A 17,035-nucleotide genomic window follows, 5' to 3' on the forward strand; every position below is an offset into this window, starting at 1 on the left:
TGTTTAGTTCTGCAGCGACGACTTCACCGGAGATGTCGCGCCCAAGCGGAATCAAAAGCTTCGCCTTGTCCCGTGTATGCTCAATGGCTTCCAGCACTTCGCGCAGCGAAACAGTGGCGATCTCTTCATTTGGCACTTCGATGCCGATCGCGGACTTGCCGGGGATCGGTGCTTCAATGCGGATGTCTTTCGCCGCCAAAGCGAGCGCCAAATCGTCGCTTAAGCTGACAATTTTGCTCACTTTCACCCCGACGTCCGGATACACTTCATATTTCGTCACCGCCGGACCGAGGTGCACTTGCGTCACTTTCGCCTTGACGCCGAAGCTTTGGAACGTTTTCTCCAGTTTTCGCGCGTTGGCGTAAATGTTCGCATGATCGGCCGATTGCCCGGCCGGCTTCGGCAGGCGAAGCAAATCAAGCGGCGGCAGGTCGTAATTGGTGTTTTCATGCTCGGAAAACGCAAGCGGCGGCGCCGGTTTGTCCTCCTCCCCCCCACTGTCGCCTTCCACCAGTGGATTCTTCTCTTCTTCCGGCTCAGCGGCCGACCGGACTGCGGCAAAATCGGAAATGATCGGCGGCGGGGAAAGCAATTCCTCATCCGGCTCGACGCTGCTTGCTTCAGCCGGCTCGTCTTCCCGCTTTGCGGCCGCCCGCCGCGAGCGTCGGCTTCGGCCGCCGCTTTCCTTGCGCTTCCTCCCCGCCCGCCATTGCTTGATATCTTCGACAAACGCCAACCATTCTTTTCGCACAAACGCTGCGGCAAAAGCAACCCATTTGCCGGCCGTCTCGCGCAGCGATTTCCCGGTCAGCACGACAAAGCCGACGATGAACAGAAGGAAACAAATCCATTTCGTCCCGGGCGAATCGAACAGCTGGTAGCTGGCGGCAAATAACAGGGCGCCGACCATTCCGCCCCCTAAATCCACATCGGCCGCCTTGCCGCTTGCTTCGTTCCAAAACAGCCCCCACGTCGTCCGAATGATGCTCGGATCAAGCTCGCCGCGCCGCGACATGAGTTCAAACAGCTTGTCATGGCTCAAAAGCAGAAGCGCCGCGGCGATGGACGAAGCGCCGACAAACGGGCGGCCCGTCCATGACGGCCACTCCCGCCGCCACATGACGATGAGCGATAATAGGAAAAGTCCGCCTACTAATAGCATGTACCATTCGCCGAAAAAAAAGCGGCCCACAAGCACGAGCGTCTCCCCGACAAGCCCGAGGCGGGCCATCGCAACGACAGCGACCGCGAGCAAGCCAAGTCCGATCAATTCAAAGCGGATGGTTTCCGTCCATGGCTGTGTTTTTGACGGTTTCCCTTTTCTTCTTCGCTTTCGTTTCGCCATGATCGTTCACTCCAGCATGAATGAATTGGCAAGCCGGAAAAAAGCAGCCAACAATGGCTGCTTTTTTCCGTTTGTTTACTATTATATCATGAACGGCTGAACAATTCATTACGATGTTGCCAGAGAAGCCGGAAATCGCGCCCCAGGCGCATATTTGGCGTTTAAAAAATGGAACGGATTCGTGCTTAAGTTTTGTACGATTTCATATTCTCCCGTTTCGACAGATTGGACGAGAAACGGAATGCCATCGTAATACACCATTTTCCGCTTCTCATAAACAGCGGCATCGACCGGAAAAATCAAATGTTCGGGCATGATCGTATACAAAATCATTGGATCATCTTCCCTTCCCCGTTTTTCCTCATCGCGATCAGCTCGCGCAGCTTCGCCATCGCTTGGGACACGCCCCCGACTTCATCGATGAGCCCGTACCGAACGGCGTCAGGCCCAACGACGTTCGTGCCGATGTCGCGCGTCAAATTGCCTTTGGAAAACATGAGCTCTTTAAACTTTTCCTCGCTGATCTTCGAATGTTTCGTCACGAAGCGGACGACGCGCTCCTGCATTTTATCCAAGTACTCAAACGTCTGCGGCACGCCGATGACAAGCCCCGTCAAACGGATCGGATGAATCGTCATCGTCGCCGTCTCGGTGATGAACGAATAGTTGCACGACACAGCGATCGGCACGCCGATCGAATGGCCGCCGCCAAGCACAACGGAAACAGTCGGTTTCGAGAGCGAGGCGAGCATTTCGGCAATGGCGAGCCCTGCTTCCACATCGCCGCCGACCGTATTTAAAATGACGAGTAGCCCTTCAATTTTCGGGTTTTGCTCGATGGCCACAATCTGTGGAATGACGTGCTCGTATTTCGTCGCCTTATTTTGCGGAGGCAGCTGAATATGCCCTTCAATCTGTCCGACGATCGTCAAACAATGAATGTTCGTATCGGGATCCATTTGCGGGACGTTCGTCTGCCCAAGCTGGGTGATGGCCGCAGTCGCTTCCTCGGCCTTTGTTTCCGGCTGTTCGCCCTCGGTTTCCGCTTGAAAATAACGTTCCTTCTCCATCCATTTCGTCTCCTTTCTTGTCGATCATACGCTTAGTATGGCCGAAAGAAAAAAGAAAAATGCCGGCAACGACTGACCGTTTCCGGCATTTTTCAGTTGACTTTGAGCATGATTGCATTATACTTCCATAATAATAGGCAAAATCATGGGTCTGCGCTTCGTTTTTTCAAATAAAAACTGGCTTAACGCTTCACGGATGTTCGCTTTCAACGACGACCATTCAAGCATGTACGATTCAAGGCAGCGCTCGATGATTGCCGCCACCATTTTCTCTGCTTCCTCAAGCAGTGTCTCAGACTCGCGCATGTAGACGAACCCCCGCGAAATGATTTCCGGGCCGGCGGCGATCGTTTTCGCTTCTTTATTCAGCGTGACGACGGCGATCAAAATGCCGTCCTGGGACAATAAGCGGCGGTCACGCAACACAATGTTGCCGACATCGCCAATGCCGAGGCCATCAATTAAAATGTTGCCGTACGGCACTTTGCCGCCGGGGCGGGCGGCACCGCCGCGGAACTCGATCACTTCGCCTTTGTCGATTAAAAACGTCCGCTCCTCCGAGATGCCGACCGCCTTCGCCAACCGGGCGTGCGCTTTTTGCATCCGATATTCCCCATGCACCGGAATAAAGTATTTTGGCTTCATTAAATTGAGCATCAACTTTAATTCTTCTTGGCAACCGTGCCAGATACGTGCACTTGCCGGTCGCGGTAAATCACGTTGGCGCCGGCCCGATACAAGGCGTCGATCGTTTTCGCGAACCCAAGCTCATAGCCCGGCATGACGGATGCGGCGACGATGACGGTATCCCCTTCTTTGATGTTCACTTGTTTGTTCGCTTGACGCGCCATGCGCCAAAGCGCGCTCATCGGCTCGCCATGCCCGCCGGTTGTCAAAATGACGAGCTCGCGGTCATGGTAGCGATCGATATCGTGCGCAGAAATCGTCACCTTGTCTGGAACGTGCAAATAGCCAAGGCGCACGGCGATGTCCATTACTTTATGCAGCGTTTTGCCGATGACTGCCACTTTACGCCCGGATTGGCGGGCGGCGTACAGCACTTGCTGGATGCGGGTGATGTTGGAAGCGTAGCAGGCAACAAACACGCGTCCTTTCGCATGGCCGATCACGTCAGCGATCTCATAGGCGACTACCGTATCGGAGCCGCTGTAGCCGGGGCGTTCGGCGTTTGTGCTGTCCGACAAAAGACACAGCACCCCTTCTTCGCCGATTTGCGCCATTTTCCCTAAGTCGGTGCGGTTGTTGCCGTACGGGGTTTGGTCAAATTTAAAATCGCTCGTGTACACGATCGCACCTTGCGATGTATGCAGACTGATGCCGATCGAATCGGGGATGCTGTGGATCGTGCGGAAAAACGTCACTTTCGCCTTGTCAAACACGAGCTCCGCATCCGGATGAACTTCATTGAGCTTTGCGCCCGACACCCCTTGTTCTTTTAACAGCGCCTCCGCCAACCCGAGCGTCAGCTTCGTTCCGTATACCGGCACAGACAGCTGCTTGAGCACGTAGGCGATCGCCCCCATATGCTCCTCGTGCCCGTGGGTGAGAAAAATGGCCTGAATGCGATGCTGCCGTTCAATCAAATAGGTGATGTCCGGGATCACTTTGTCGATGCCGAGCATTTCGTCTTCCGGAAACATCACCCCGGCGTCGATGACAAAAATGTCCTCGTCCAATTCGACAACATACATGTTTTTGCCGATTTCTCCGACTCCCCCAAGGGCAAAAATGCGTATTTTCTCTACCGGCTTTATTTTCGATTTCAAGGCTGCGTCCTCCCAATTGTGATGCTAACCCGCTCAAAGTCACTTGCTTTTATTATAACGAATCGATGCTGAAAAACACAAGATGGTTCATTCACCAGCCAATGGATTTCACAGCCAAGGCAAAAAAAGGCCCCAACGCGCAAGCAAAGCGTTGGGGAATCGTTTCGTTACGACAGCGCATCGAGCAGGCGGCTTAGCTCCTTCCGCTCTTGTTCGGCAAGCGGCACAAGCGGAAGGCGCACCGAACCAACGTCCAGCCCGCGCAGCTGCAGCGCCGTTTTCACCGGCACCGGGCTTGGGGCGGCAAACAAGCCTTTCATGAGCGGCAGCCATTTTCGATGCAGCGCCGCCGCCTTCTGATGATCGCCCGCTAAAAAGGAACGAATCATTTCCTGCATTTCATTGCCAATGATGTGCGAAGCGACCGAGACGACGCCATTACCGCCGATCGCTAGCACTGGAAGCGTCAAGCTGTCGTCGCCGCTGTAGAGCAAAAAGTCGTCCGGCGTACGCTCAATGATTTCCGCCATGGCGTCCAAATTGCCGCCCGCTTCCTTGACAGCGACAATGTTCGGAACTTCGGACAGCCGGATGACCGTCTCCGGAGCAAGACTCACCGACGTGCGCCCTGGAACGTTATACAGCATCACCGGCAGCGATGTGCTTTCGGCAATCGCTTTGAAATGTTGATACAGCCCTTCTTGGTTCGGCTTGTTGTAATACGGCGCCACAAGCATGACAGCATCGACGCCCGCCTCTTCCGCCTTTTTCGTCAGCTCGATCGACGCGCGCGTATCGTTCGTGCCCGTTCCAGCAATGACCGGCGCCCGGCCGTTGACGACGGAGACGACATGGCGAAAAAGCGCGATTTTTTCCTCGGTCGTCAACGTCGGCGACTCGCCGGTCGTGCCGGCGACAACGAGCGCATCTGTGCCATTGTCAAGCAAATAGTTGACAAGCTCCGTTGTTTTTGCCAAGTCGAGATTCCCTTTTCGGTCAAATGGCGTAACCATCGCCGTTATGATGTTCCCGAACTGAACCACGGTTTTCACTCCTCGCTCCAAATCGCTTCATCTTCGCCCGCATCCGCCTCGGATAAACAGAAGGCGTCATGCAGAGCGTTGACCGCCTTTTCCATATCGTCTTGCTTCACTAGCACCCAAATCGTCGTATGGCTGTCGGCGGACTGCAAAATTTGAATGCCTTGCTCCGACAAGGCAGTGACGATTTTCGCCGTCACCCCCGGTACGCCGGCAATGCCGGCGCCGACGACCGACACTTTGGCGCATCGGGGCGTCACGGCCGGTTCGTAGCCGATGCGGCGCAGGGCGGCCACCGCTTTTTCCGTCATGTCGCCGCTCACGGTGTACACAACACCGTACGGGGAAATGTTGATAAAGTCCACGCTGATCCCTTCATGGGCCATCGCTTGAAACACGTCAGACTGCAGCTCATAGTGGCCTTCTTTCGCCAGCACTTTGATTTGTGTGACGTCGGCGACGTACGTAATGCCGGTGACAAGCCGCTCTTTCACATCGCTTCCTTTTCGGCCGCGCACCGATGAAGTGACGAGCGTCCCGGGGGCATCGGAGTACGTCGAGCGAATGCGCAGCGGCACTTTCGCCTGCATGGCGATCTCCACCGCGCGCGGATGGATCACTTTCGCCCCTTGGTACGCCATGTTGCAAATTTCCGTATACGTAACGACGTCAAGCGGCCGGGCGCTCTCAACGATGCGCGGGTCGGCGGTCATGACGCCGTCGACATCGGTGAAAATATCAACCCACTCCGCGTTTAACGCCGCGCCGAGCGCTGCCGCCGACGTGTCGCTCCCGCCGCGGCCGAGCGTTGTTATGTCGCCGTTTTCCGCCATGCCTTGAAAGCCGGCGACAACGACGACGTCGTATTGCCGAAGCGCCTCAAGGAGGCGGTCGCAGCGCATTTCGAGAATTTTCGCGTTCGTATGATCGCTGTTCGTGCAAAATCCTGCCTGGGCGCCGGTGAACGCCGTCGCTTTGATGCCGTGTTCGTTCAACAAGTTGCTGAACACAACGCTTGAGATGATTTCTCCGCACGCCATAAGCATATCTTGCTCTCGTTTTGTGACATGGTGATGAACGCCGCCGATCAAACTAAGCAGCGTATCGGTCGCATATGGATCGCCGCAACGTCCCATAGCCGATACGACGGCCACGACTTTATAGCCATCTTCCAACGCCCGTTCAATATGGCGGCGCGCCAAGTTCCGCCCGCGCTCGTCGCGGACGGACGTGCCGCCGAACTTTTGAACAATGAGTTTCATGCTAACACCTCGATGCTTTTTCAAATGAGCCCGAGCTTCAACAAACTTTCTGCGATTTGCACCGAGTTCGAGGCTGCACCTTTTAGCAAGTTGTCAGCGACAATCCATAGATGGAAGCCGCGGCGGTTGTCCAAATCGCGGCGGATGCGGCCGACAAACACGTCGTACTTGCCGACGCAATGGGCCGGCATCGGATACAACTGTTCGCTCGGATCATCTTGAAGCACGACGCCCGGCGCTTCGCGGAGCACCGCCTGCAAGTCAGAGGCGGTGACGCCGTCTTGTTCAATTTCGATGTACACCGATTCCGAATGGCCGCTCGCCACCGGAATGCGCACGCACGTCGCCGCCACTTTCAGCTCAGGCATATGCATGATTTTTTTTGTTTCATTGATCATTTTCATCTCTTCAAACGTGAATCCATTGTCTTGAAACTTATCGATTTGCGGAATGGCGTTGAACGCAATTGGGTAATGCTTCCGGTCCGATTTCACTGGCAAAATGTTCGCCTCAACCGGCTTGCCTTCGAGCACGGCTTTCGTCTGCTCGTTGAGCTCTTCAATGGCCTGCGCTCCCGCCCCGGAGACGGCCTGGTACGTCGAGACGATGACGCGCTCTAAGCCAAACGCTTTTCGAATCGGCTCCAACGCCACGACCATTTGAATCGTCGAGCAGTTCGGATTGGCGATAATGCCGTTATGCCACGTCAAATCGCTTTCGTTCACTTCCGGAACGACAAGCGGCACGTTTTCCTCCATCCGAAACGCGCTCGTATTGTCGATCACGATCGCCCCGCGCCGCACCGCTTCCGGCGCCAGCGCTTTCGATACGGCGCCGCCGGCGCTGAACAAGGCGATGTCGACCCCGTTAAAGCGCTCGGGCGATGCCGCCTGCACTTCGATCTCCTCGCTGCGAAAGCGCATTTTTTTGCCGGCTGACCGCTCCGATGACAACAAAGTCAATTTTCCAACCGGGAAGTTCCGGTCTTCAAGCGTCCGCACCATTTGCTGCCCAACTGCCCCCGTTGCTCCGACGACAGCGACATGATATTGTTTTTGAGCCATCAACCATTCTCCTTCCACATCGTCACTCTAAGAAGTGAATTCATAGTCTTTATTTTATCACATTCCGCTGTGGACGAGAGAACATTTTTATGCGGAACATTGATTTTTGATTCAGTTGTAGCGGAACCGCTCGATAATGACCGGCTGCAGCTGCTTCCCTTCAAGCGCGGCGAGAATCGTATCGCGCAAAAGCGGCATGTAGGCGACCATGGAGTTCGGCTTCGCCTGCGGGGCGTCTTGGCCGAACGGGATGAAATAAATGTTTTTTGCTGCCATAAGCCGCATTAGATTGACGCCGTTTAAGCCGAGCGCATCGTTCGTGGAGATGCCAAGCACGACCGGGCGGTGGTTGCGCATCGTCGCTTTCGCTGCCATCAGCACGGGGGAATCCGTCATGGCATTGGCCAGCTTGCTCATCGAGTTGCCGGTGAGCGGGGCGATCACCATGCAGTCGAGCGGGATTTTCGGTCCGAGAGGTTCTGCTTTGACGATCGTATCGATCACCTCGTTTCCGGTCAGTTGCTCCAGTTTTTTCACCCATTCTTCCCCTTCCCCGAAGCGGGTGTTCGTCGTTTTCACCGTATAGGTGACGATCGGCAGCACCTCCGCTCCTTCGTTGACAAGCTTCTCGATCTCCGAGAACACCGCATCATATGTGCAATGCGACCCGGTGAGGCCAAAGCCGATCCGTTTTCCTTTCAAGCTGTTTCCGCTCATGCATGATTCTCCTCCCGTTTTTGTAAATCTGCATATAACAGCTGCGCCAAGACGTTGGCGATGATTTGCCCAGCTGTCTTCGGCGCGACGATCCCCGGCAGCCCGGGCGCCAAAATGGCTTTCACTCCGCGTTTTTCGGCATAGCGGAAGTCAGTGCCGCCCGGTTTTGACGCCAAATCGATAATCAGCGTATGGGGCGGCATTTTGGCGATGACGCTCGCCGTCACGATGAGATGAGGCACGGTGTTGATGCAGACGTCAATGTCACGCACTTCTTTTTCCAAATCGTTTAAGTGAAACGGCACGAGCCCCATTTCTGTAATGCGGGCGAGATGCTCCGACCGGCGCGCCCCGACTTTCACTTTCGCCCCCAACGCGGCGACGTCCGGGCGACGGTCATGCCAACGCGTCCAAGCCCCAAGACGGCAACGCATGAGCCGTGGATCGTAAAATCCGTATGCTGAATGACCATCATCACCGTGCCTTCCGCGGTCGGAATGGAGTTGTAAATGGCGACATCGTCGCGCTCAAACAACTGCACGTGCTTGCGCCCTGTTTTTTTCACCAATTCGTCCAAATACGCGTTGCTGATGCCGGAATAAATCGTGCATTGCCGCGCCGTTTTTTGCACCATCTCTTCTGTAAACGGAATCGGTTCGTGGGCAAACACGCTGTTGACGTTTCCGTCCAGCGTCGTGCCGTGAACCGGCAAAATGATCGCATCCAAATCGGCAAAATCGACTTCGCCAATCGGCAGCTTCATCGCCCCGGTGAAATGATGGGCGAGCTGGTCGAAGCCGACAAGCGACAACTTCGCGTCGAGTTCAACGAGTTTGCGGATGACTTCAAGCTGCCTAGCATCGCCGCCGATGATGGCGATATGCATTCCTGTCAGCATCATGTTGTACGCTCACCTTCTTTTCTGGCAAACTACTCCGTTTCCTTTCCCATCTTATGTTGGAGGGAAAATATAGGTGAATATCCTTGCAGGAAAAAATGGGCGATATGCGCCCAAAGCTGACAAGAGGCAGTCATTTTTTCTGTTTTTGTTCCTTACATATAAAGTAAAGAAGCGAAAAAGGAGGAAACCAGCATGAGGCTGAGCGAATTAAGCGGAAAAGAAATTGTCGATGTAAGCCGAGCCGAGCGGCTCGGGGTGCTCGGGCAGACCGATTTGGAAATCAACGAGCAAACGGGGCAGATCGAGGCGCTGCTCATCCCAACGGGAAAATGGTTCGGGTTTCGCAAAGACGGACAGGAAATTCGCGTGCCGTGGAAATATATTCGCAAAATCGGCGCCGATATGGTGATGATCGACGTCCCCGAGGAAGGGTGAAAGAGGCGGAAACGAAAAAGCTAACAACCTAGCGAAAGGTCGTTAGCTTTTTTGAGCTCGGTCTATGAACGGAGCGGGCGCGGCAGCACGCCGTCCGGGCTGATTAAGGCGAGCGCGTAATCGTCCGTGAAAACCGTGCGCGCCAGTTCGTTTACTTTTTCCACCGTGACACTTTCAATCTCTTCAATGATCTCATCAAGCGAGCGGTGGCGGCCGAGAAGGAGTTCATTTTTGCCGTTGCGGCTCATCCGGCTGTTCGTGCTCTCGAGCCCAAGCATCAGGCTTCCTTTCATCTGCTCTTTGCTGTTATGCAACTCTTTTTCGGTCACTCCGTCCTCCTTCAGCTGGCGAATGGTCTGCTGGATCGTTTCGAACAGCACATCAAGCTGGCTGCTTCCTGTGCCGGCGTAAATGGCGAGCAGGCCGCTGTCTTGGTAGGCGGAATGGTACGAGAACACCGAATACGCCAATCCGCGCTGTTCGCGCACTTCCTGAAACAGCCGGCTGCTCATGCTGCCGCCTAAAATATTGTTCAAGATGAGGAGCGGGTACGCGTCCGGATGGCCGATCGGCAACCCGTTGAATCCGATGCATACGTGCGCCTGCTCAGTGTCCTTTTTGCGCGCGATCTTTTGCGGCACAAACGCCGGCGTCCCTGAAGAAGGCGGCTTGCTCTCTGCGGCGAACGAGCCGAAATAGCGCTCAACCTCATCAATAAACCGTTCGTCGACGTTGCCGGCGACCGAAATGACGACGCGATCCGGTGTATAGTAGTCCGCCATATATTGGCGCAGCGTGTCGCCAGTAAACGTGCGCAGCGTCTCTTCCGTGCCCAAAATCGGATAGCCGAGCGGATGACCCGCATAGCACGCTTTGCCGAGCAAATCGTGGACGATGTCATCCGGTGTATCTTCATACATTTTGATTTCCTCGAGCACGACGTTGCGCTCCTTTTGCAGCTCATCCTCCACAAATGTCGAGTGGAAAAACATATCGGCGAGCATTTCAAGCGCCAGCGGCGCGTGTTCATCCAACACTTTGGCGTAGTAACACGTATACTCCTTCGATGTAAAGGCGTTTACTTGCCCGCCGATGCTGTCGAATGCTTCCGCAATGTCCCGGGCCGTGCGCGTCGTTGTCCCCTTGAAAAACATATGCTCTAAAAAATGGGAAATGCCATTGGTTTGCTCCGTTTCATTGCGCGAGCCGGTCCCGATCCATATGCCGATGGCCACCGACCTTACAGTCGGAATTTGCTCGAGCACGATTCGCACACCGTTTTTGCACGTATATTTGTTAATCAACTCCATGTTCCTCCTGTTTGTTTGCCAGTCTTTTCTCATCGAATAAGGCCGTCAAGCTGCCTAGGGCGTAGCTTTTTGCTTAATCGAGGTGATCAGCTCGTCAAGTGCAGCCGCCGTCGGCATCGTTGGGTGCATCAAAATGATGGCGCCAGGATGAACTTTCGATGTCACCCGTTTCACTATAACAGATGGCGACGGTTTTTGCCAATCAATTGTATCGACGCTCCATAGAATCGTTTTCATGCCGAGTTCCGCGGCGACCTCGACGACCTCGTCGCGGTAGCTGCCGCTTGGCGGGGCAAACCATTTGCATTTCACCGATGTCGCCGCCTTAATCACTTCGTTTGTTTTCTCGAGCTCGCGGCGGATGTCATCGACAGCGAGCGTTTTCATATCGGGATGGCTGTAGGAATGGTTGCCGATTTCATGGCCGGCGTCTGCTATCATTTTTGCCATCTCCGGGTGTTTTTTTACCCATCGTCCTTCCAAGAAGAACGTCGCCTTGACATTGTATTTTTTCATCGTCTCAAGCATGTCGGGGAGGTATTCTTCCCCCCAAGCGACATTGACCGCAAACGCCACCATCGGCTTGTCAGGATGGCCGCGGTAAATCGGCGCCGGCGGCAAATCGTCCAAATGGACGCGCGGGGGCACTTGACGGAACACGAGTTTTCGCTCATCAAACATCCCCGTTTTCTTCATGTTTTGATAGGAGGCGTCAATGTCGACGGCGAGCCCGTTGTAGCCGGGCGTCGCCTTCCATACTTTATCGATGACCGCATCTTGGGCGGGAATTTCATATTGCTTCGCTTGTTTGACGATCGTGTCGTACAGCTTGTCGCGCTCTTTCATCGCGGTTGTTTCCATCGGACGCCAGCTCGCGATGTAATCGCCAACCGGAGGCCAATGAACCGCCGCCCAGGCGGCAAGAAACATGACCGCTAGCGCCATATAGCGGGCAATTCCGTTGTTCACCCTTGTCCCCCTCCTTTTTTACTACTACAACATATGTCTTAGGGGGACAGGATAGAACATAACAAAAGAGCCTTAAGAAACAAATTCCTAAGGCTTCATGCGATGGCGCTCCGGCCGTCTTCCTCGTTTTTCCCTAGATTCCCGCGGCAGTTCCCCTCCAATGTTGCGGGCATCGCGCAACACCGCTTTGCGCGACAGGTTGACGCGCCCTTGCTTATCGATTTCCGTTACTTTCACTAAAATTTCATCGCCAATCGAAACGACGTCTTCGACTTTGCCGACCCGCCCTTCAGCGAGCTCGGAAATATGGACAAGCCCGTCTTTGCCGTTGAACAACTCAACGAAGGCGCCGAATTTTTCAATCCGTTTCACTTTGCCTAAGTACACTTGGCCGACTTCGACTTCACGGACGATGTCTTCGATGATTTGCTTCGCTTTTTGGTTGGCTGCTTCATCCACAGACGAGATGAAAATCGTGCCGTCTTGTTCGATGTCGATTTTGACGCCGGTTTCGTCGATGATTTTGTTGATCTGCTTGCCGCTTGGTCCGATCACCTCCCGGATTTTGTCCGGGTTGATGTGCATGATCAAAATTTTCGGTGCATATTTGGACAGCTCTTTGCGCGGTTCGCTGAGCGTTTGCATCATATGATCCAAAATCTCGAGCCGCCCTTTGCGCGCTTGCATGAGCGCCTCTTCCAAAATCTCGCGCGTCAATCCTTTTATTTTAATGTCCATTTGCAATGCCGTCACGCCTTTTCTCGTGCCGGCGACTTTAAAGTCCATATCGCCAAGATGGTCTTCGATGCCTTGAATGTCCGTCAAAATCGTGTAATGGTCGTCGTTTTTCACAAGCCCCATGGCAATGCCGGCGACCGGTGCTTTAATCGGCACCCCAGCATCCATCATCGCCAGCGTGCTGGCGCAAATGCTGGCCTGCGATGTCGAGCCGTTCGACTCAAGCACTTCTGAAACGAGGCGGATCGTATACGGGAATTCGCGCTCCGACGGCACGACCGGCTCGAGCGCCCGTTCGCCAAGCGCCCCGTGTCCGATTTCACGACGCCCCGGCCCGCGCATCGGCCCGGTTTCCCCGACGGAAAACGGCGGGAAGTTGTAATGGTGCATAAACCGCTTCGATTCTTCAAGGTCAAGCCCGTCCAAAATTTGCACGTCGCCAAGCGCCCCAAGCGTACAAATGCTCAACACTTGCGTCTGCCCGCGCGTAAACAAACCGGAGCCGTGCGTGCGCGGCAGGACGCCGACCGCCGATGAAAGCGGACGGATTTCATCGACTTTGCGCCCGTCCGGACGGATTTTCTCGACCGTGATCAAACGGCGCACTTCCTCTTTTACGAGTTTATGCAAAATTTCCTGTACTTGCTTGAGCTTCTCCTCATCCGCTTCTTCCGCCTCATATTTGGCGATGACGCCAGCTTTCACATCTTCAATGGCAGCATCGCGCGCCAGTTTCTCCGGCACTTGCACCGCTCGCTTAATGTCCGCTTCAGCAAGCTGGCGGATTTCCGCCTCCAGCGCTGGATCCGGCTCGTAAAGGACGACTTCCATTTTTTCTTTGCCGACTTGGGCGGCGATTTCCTCTTGGAAGGCGATGAGCCGCTTCACTTCCTCATGGCCGAACATGATCGCTTCCAAAATCACTTCTTCCGGCACCTCATCTGCCCCGGCTTCCACCATGTTGATCGCATCTTTTGTGCCGGCGACGACAAGATGCAGATCGCTTTTTTCCATTTGCTCGACCGTCGGATTGATGACAAACTGGCCGTCGACGCGGCCGACGATGACACCGGCGATCGGCCCTTCAAACGGAATGTCGGAAATCGTCAGCGCCACCGACGAACCGATTAAGGCCGCTACTTCCGGCGCGCAGTCTTGATCAACGCTCATGACCATCGAGACGACTTGCACTTCGTTGCGGAATCCTTCGGCAAACAGCGGGCGAATCGGTCGGTCGATGAGACGGCTCACCAAAATGGCTTTCTCGCTCGGGCGACCTTCGCGCTTAATAAACCCGCCAGGAATTTTTCCAACCGCATACAACCGTTCCTCGTAGTTGACGGTGAGCGGGAAAAAGTCAACGTTTTTCGCCTCTCGCGACGCGGTGGCTGTGCTCAACACGACCGTATCGCCGTAGCGGACGAGCGCCGCGCCATTCGCCTGTTTCGCCAGCTCGCCGGTCTCAATGATGAGCGGCCGCCCGGCCACATCGATGGAAAACACGCGTTTCTCTTGTTCCATACAGACGAGTACTCCTCTCTATGTACAGATGAAATTATAGATCCGCTGATGATTAGTATAGACGAATTGGCACCATTGTTATCATCGCCGTGTCAATCACGCCTATAAACTAGCAAAAAAGCGGGAATGCTCCCGCTTTTTTATCGACGTAATCCAAGTTTCTCAATCAATTCACGGTAGCGCGCCACATCTTTCTTGCGCAAGTAGGCCAATAAGTTGCGGCGCTTCCCGACCATTTTCAGCAAGCCGCGCCGTGAATGATGGTCTTTTTTATGAATGCGCAAATGCTCGTTCAAGTTGTTGATTTGCTCCGTCAGGATCGCAACTTGCACTTCCGGAGAACCGGTGTCGTTCTCATGGATTTTAAACTGCTCGATGATTTCGCGTTTGCGCTCCTGCGTCAATGCCATCCTTGTTCACCTCCCTAGTCCTAGATCCCCGATTGCCGAGCGGGCGTCGGTGACTCGCCTAGCCAAGCAATGGTTCGCATACATTGATTAGAATACCTCTTTTTCCGGCAAAATGCAAGTCTTTTCGCTGAAACAGCGGAAATACTGCTCCGCCTCTTTCTTGTCGCGGGCGATTTGCGCCGTCAGTTCATCGACACTGGTAAACTTCTGCTCGCTCCGCAGACGGCGGTGCCACTCAATGGTCATCGTTTGTCCATAAAGATCGCCGGAAAACTCGAATAAGTGCACCTCAATATTCGGCAATCCTTCGCGCGTTTTATGGAACGTCGGTTTGTAGCCGACGTTCGCCACCCCTTCATATACTTGCCCGCCGATCACCGCCTTGACTGCATAGACGCCGACTGCCGGCAAGGCATAATCGCTGTTTAAAGCGATGTTCGCCGTTGGAAAGCCGATCATCCGCCCGCGCCGTTCCCCGGCAACGACCGTTCCTTCAAGCTCATAAAAGCGGCCGAGCAGGCGGGGAAGCTGTTCGACCGCCCCGTCTTCGAGCAGTTTCCGCACCCGGGACGAGCTCACTTTTTCCCCGTCGACCGCGAGCTTCGGAATGACCGTCTGTCCAAAGCGGCCGCGCGCATGAATCGGCATCGTCTCCATCGTTCCTTTTCCGAACCGCCCATAAGTGAAATCGAAGCCGGCGACGACATGTTTCACGTGCAACCCGTCCAAATATTGGTCAACGAACGCTTCTGGCGACAGCGCAGCAAACGTCGGCGTAAATTCAACGATGTACAGCCGGTTGACGCCAAGTGATGCAATCAGCTGCTCCTTTTTGCCAAGCGGCGTGATCGAGCGCAGCTCGGACTGTTTGCCAAGCACAACGAACGGATGAGGATGAAACGTCATCACCGCGCTTTCGTACCCACGCTCGTTGGCGATCTCGACCGCGGTACGGATCACTTTTTGATGGCCGAGGTGGATGCCGTCGAAATAGCCCAGCGCCATCACCGTCGGAGGGAGCGCCTGGCGTTCGAGACGGTGGGGATGCGAAAGAAACAGCGTTTCCATGTCCATGACCTACCTTCTTTATTTCCGCGCTGCACCCGCGGCGTTAACGAAACACTTTGAGCGGTTTCATCAAGCCGGGGCGCGCCGGATGCTTCACGTACAGGGCCAGCGCTTCCCGCTCGGGCGAAACAAGCACGACCGGCCCGTCAAGCTTCTCTAAAAAAGCGGGAAGCCGGAGCAGCGCCCCGTTTTTTACCTTCTCTGCTACTTTATCATTGATTTCATATTTCGGCAAATGAAAAAGCGCCCGCTCGATCGGGATGAGCAAGGCATCAGCCGTCCCGTCGGCCGCCCGGCGCTCAACGTCTTCAAACGTTACGCAATCTTCAAGCCGAAACGGCCCGGACGCCGTACGGATGAGGTCGGACATATGCGCCGGATAGCCGAGCCGCTCGCCGATCATCACCGCCAGCGTACGCACGTACGTGCCTTTGCTGCACGTGACGCGAAAGCGAAATGACACCGTTTCCCCAAAGAATTGTTCACGTTCATCAAGCAGTTCGAGCTCATAAATGGTCACGCGCCGCGTCGGACGTTCGACTTCGATGCCGGCGCGCGCGTATTCATACAGTTTTTTGCCGCCCACTTTCACCGCGGAGTACATCGGCGGCGTTTGCTCAATTTCTCCGGTCAAGCTGTCAAACACCGCTTCGATTTCCGCGCGCGCAATCGGCCGGTCAACCGGACGGGCGGCGATGATGTCGCCGTCCGCATCTTCGGTTGTCGTCGCGGCGCCAAGCGTCACTTTTCCTTCATACGTTTTCGTCGTCCCGGTCAAAAACTCGGCGATGCGCGTCGCCTTGCCAAGGCAAATGGGCAGCACACCGGACACGTTTGGGTCAAGCGTGCCGGTGTGTCCCGCTTTTTTTACGCCAAGCAGACGGCGCACTTTGGCCACGCAGTCGTGAGACGTCATCCCTTTCGGTTTATTCAGCAGCAATACCCCGTCCATCGACGCACCCTTTCCGTTTCCATGATCATGAATGGAAATGGATAGACGGTTCGTCTATCCATTGTTCGGCTCCCCATCCGCCTCTTTCGCCGGGTGGTCATCGCTTGAAATTTGCCGGATCAGCTGTTCGATGCGGCTGCCGTATTCCATCGTTTCATCGATTTCAAAGAAAATTTCCGGCGTCTTGCGAAGGCGGATGCGCTGCCCGATTTCCGAACGGATAAACCCTTTCGCTTTCTCGAGCGCCTTCAACGTCTCTTCCCGCTGCTTGTCATCGCCGAGGATGCTGATGTACACTTTCGCCTGCTGCAAATCACCGGTGACCCGCACATCGGTCACCGTGACAAAGCCGATGCGCGGGTCTTTCAGCCTGCGGCTGATGATGTCGCTCAACTCTTTTTTCATTTGCTCGCCAACGCGAGTTGCCCGTATATTCATCACCCATC

General features: G+C 54.9%; 14 protein-coding genes and 3 pseudogenes. 1 reads left to right on the forward strand and 16 read right to left on the reverse strand.

What is annotated here, in order from left to right:
- The 9 genes and pseudogenes from I656_RS02795 to dpaA form a co-directional block, all read right to left on the reverse strand.
- A partial coding sequence (locus I656_RS02795) for a DNA translocase FtsK (RefSeq protein ID WP_020756301.1) occupies positions 1 to 1,345 on the reverse strand: 1,345 nt, incomplete at its 3' end.
- A 108-nt stretch (positions 1,346 to 1,453) separates the two neighbouring features.
- Complete coding sequence (locus tag I656_RS02790; protein WP_013145716.1) at positions 1,454 to 1,678, reverse strand: YlzJ-like family protein; 225 nt, start codon at positions 1,676 to 1,678, stop codon at positions 1,454 to 1,456.
- The gene (locus tag I656_RS02785; RefSeq protein ID WP_015374439.1) at positions 1,675 to 2,415 is read right to left on the reverse strand and encodes a ClpP family protease; all 741 of its coding nucleotides are present in this window, start codon (positions 2,413 to 2,415) and stop codon (positions 1,675 to 1,677) included. Before I656_RS02785 ends, I656_RS02790 begins: the two co-directional genes overlap by 4 nt.
- Positions 2,416 to 2,532: 117 nt before the next feature.
- Positions 2,533 to 4,202, reverse strand: a pseudogene (locus I656_RS0116525) (ribonuclease J).
- 167 nt (positions 4,203 to 4,369) lie between these two features.
- The gene (gene dapA, locus I656_RS02780; RefSeq protein ID WP_015374437.1) at positions 4,370 to 5,245 is read right to left on the reverse strand and encodes a 4-hydroxy-tetrahydrodipicolinate synthase; all 876 of its coding nucleotides are present in this window, start codon (positions 5,243 to 5,245) and stop codon (positions 4,370 to 4,372) included.
- Between the two features lie 5 nt (positions 5,246 to 5,250).
- A complete protein-coding gene (dapG, locus tag I656_RS02775; protein WP_011230776.1) occupies positions 5,251 to 6,504 on the reverse strand; it encodes an aspartate kinase in 1,254 nt (417 codons plus the stop codon).
- Positions 6,505 to 6,524: 20 nt separating this feature from the next.
- The gene (asd, locus tag I656_RS02770) at positions 6,525 to 7,568 is read right to left on the reverse strand and encodes an aspartate-semialdehyde dehydrogenase (RefSeq protein ID WP_015374436.1); all 1,044 of its coding nucleotides are present in this window, start codon (positions 7,566 to 7,568) and stop codon (positions 6,525 to 6,527) included.
- Positions 7,569 to 7,679: 111 nt separating this feature from the next.
- Positions 7,680 to 8,285 carry a dipicolinate synthase subunit B gene (locus tag I656_RS02765; RefSeq protein ID WP_020756309.1) on the reverse strand — a complete coding sequence of 202 codons (606 nt, stop codon included), beginning with the start codon at positions 8,283 to 8,285 and terminating at the stop codon, positions 7,680 to 7,682.
- Positions 8,282 to 9,186 (reverse strand): annotated as a pseudogene (gene dpaA, locus I656_RS0116530) (dipicolinic acid synthetase subunit A). The gene I656_RS02765 and the pseudogene dpaA overlap by 4 nt, the downstream one beginning before the upstream one ends.
- A gap of 192 nt (positions 9,187 to 9,378) precedes the next feature.
- Here dpaA and I656_RS02760 point away from each other — a divergent pair.
- On the forward strand, positions 9,379 to 9,621 hold the full coding sequence (locus tag I656_RS02760) for a YlmC/YmxH family sporulation protein (RefSeq protein WP_011230772.1): 243 nt from the start codon (positions 9,379 to 9,381) through the stop codon (positions 9,619 to 9,621).
- Positions 9,622 to 9,683: 62 nt separating this feature from the next.
- On the opposite strand, the gene I656_RS02755 is transcribed toward I656_RS02760, so the two are convergent.
- The 7 genes and pseudogenes from I656_RS02755 to rbfA form a co-directional block, all read right to left on the reverse strand.
- Positions 9,684 to 10,931 carry a pitrilysin family protein gene (locus tag I656_RS02755; protein ID WP_013145723.1) on the reverse strand — a complete coding sequence of 416 codons (1,248 nt, stop codon included), beginning with the start codon at positions 10,929 to 10,931 and terminating at the stop codon, positions 9,684 to 9,686.
- Positions 10,918 to 11,900, reverse strand: a pseudogene (locus I656_RS02750) (polysaccharide deacetylase family protein). The gene I656_RS02755 and the pseudogene I656_RS02750 overlap by 14 nt, the downstream one beginning before the upstream one ends.
- An 87-nt stretch (positions 11,901 to 11,987) precedes the next feature.
- Positions 11,988 to 14,159, reverse strand: coding sequence for a polyribonucleotide nucleotidyltransferase (gene pnp, locus I656_RS02745; RefSeq protein ID WP_015374434.1), 2,172 nt, complete (start codon positions 14,157 to 14,159; stop codon positions 11,988 to 11,990).
- Between the two features lie 140 nt (positions 14,160 to 14,299).
- The gene (rpsO, locus tag I656_RS02740; RefSeq protein WP_011230768.1) at positions 14,300 to 14,569 is read right to left on the reverse strand and encodes a 30S ribosomal protein S15; all 270 of its coding nucleotides are present in this window, start codon (positions 14,567 to 14,569) and stop codon (positions 14,300 to 14,302) included.
- 87 nt (positions 14,570 to 14,656) lie between these two features.
- Positions 14,657 to 15,637, reverse strand: coding sequence for a bifunctional riboflavin kinase/FAD synthetase (ribF, locus tag I656_RS02735; protein ID WP_033006431.1), 981 nt, complete (start codon positions 15,635 to 15,637; stop codon positions 14,657 to 14,659).
- A gap of 43 nt (positions 15,638 to 15,680) precedes the next feature.
- Positions 15,681 to 16,589, reverse strand: coding sequence for a tRNA pseudouridine(55) synthase TruB (gene truB / locus I656_RS02730; RefSeq protein WP_013523418.1), 909 nt, complete (start codon positions 16,587 to 16,589; stop codon positions 15,681 to 15,683).
- Positions 16,590 to 16,643: 54 nt separating this feature from the next.
- A complete protein-coding gene (gene rbfA, locus I656_RS02725) occupies positions 16,644 to 17,027 on the reverse strand; it encodes a 30S ribosome-binding factor RbfA (RefSeq protein ID WP_015374432.1) in 384 nt (127 codons plus the stop codon).
- Between the last annotated feature and the right edge of the window lie 8 nt (positions 17,028 to 17,035).

The sequence above is a fragment of the Geobacillus sp. WSUCF1 genome (assembly GCF_000422025.1).
GTDB lineage: Bacteria > Bacillota > Bacilli > Bacillales > Anoxybacillaceae > Geobacillus > Geobacillus zalihae.

Bases quoted from the DNA above. Each gene is read 5' to 3' on its own strand.
- I656_RS02790 (WP_013145716.1), bottom strand. From the start codon at position 1,678: ATGATTTTGTATACGATCATGCCCGAACATTTGATTTTTCCGGTCGAT.
- I656_RS02785 (WP_015374439.1), bottom strand. From the start codon at position 2,415: ATGGAGAAGGAACGTTATTTTCAAGCGGAAACCGAGGGCGAACAGCCG.
- dapG (WP_011230776.1), bottom strand. From the start codon at position 6,504: ATGAAACTCATTGTTCAAAAGTTCGGCGGCACGTCCGTCCGCGACGAG.
- asd (WP_015374436.1), bottom strand. From the start codon at position 7,568: ATGGCTCAAAAACAATATCATGTCGCTGTCGTCGGAGCAACGGGGGCA.
- I656_RS02765 (WP_020756309.1), bottom strand. From the start codon at position 8,285: ATGAGCGGAAACAGCTTGAAAGGAAAACGGATCGGCTTTGGCCTCACC.
- I656_RS02760 (WP_011230772.1), top strand. From the start codon at position 9,379: ATGAGGCTGAGCGAATTAAGCGGAAAAGAAATTGTCGATGTAAGCCGA.
- I656_RS02755 (WP_013145723.1), bottom strand. From the start codon at position 10,931: ATGGAGTTGATTAACAAATATACGTGCAAAAACGGTGTGCGAATCGTG.
- pnp (WP_015374434.1), bottom strand. From the start codon at position 14,159: ATGGAACAAGAGAAACGCGTGTTTTCCATCGATGTGGCCGGGCGGCCG.
- rpsO (WP_011230768.1), bottom strand. From the start codon at position 14,569: ATGGCATTGACGCAGGAGCGCAAACGCGAAATCATCGAGCAGTTTAAA.
- ribF (WP_033006431.1), bottom strand. From the start codon at position 15,637: ATGGAAACGCTGTTTCTTTCGCATCCCCACCGTCTCGAACGCCAGGCG.
- truB (WP_013523418.1), bottom strand. From the start codon at position 16,589: ATGGACGGGGTATTGCTGCTGAATAAACCGAAAGGGATGACGTCTCAC.
- rbfA (WP_015374432.1), bottom strand. From the start codon at position 17,027: ATGAATATACGGGCAACTCGCGTTGGCGAGCAAATGAAAAAAGAGTTG.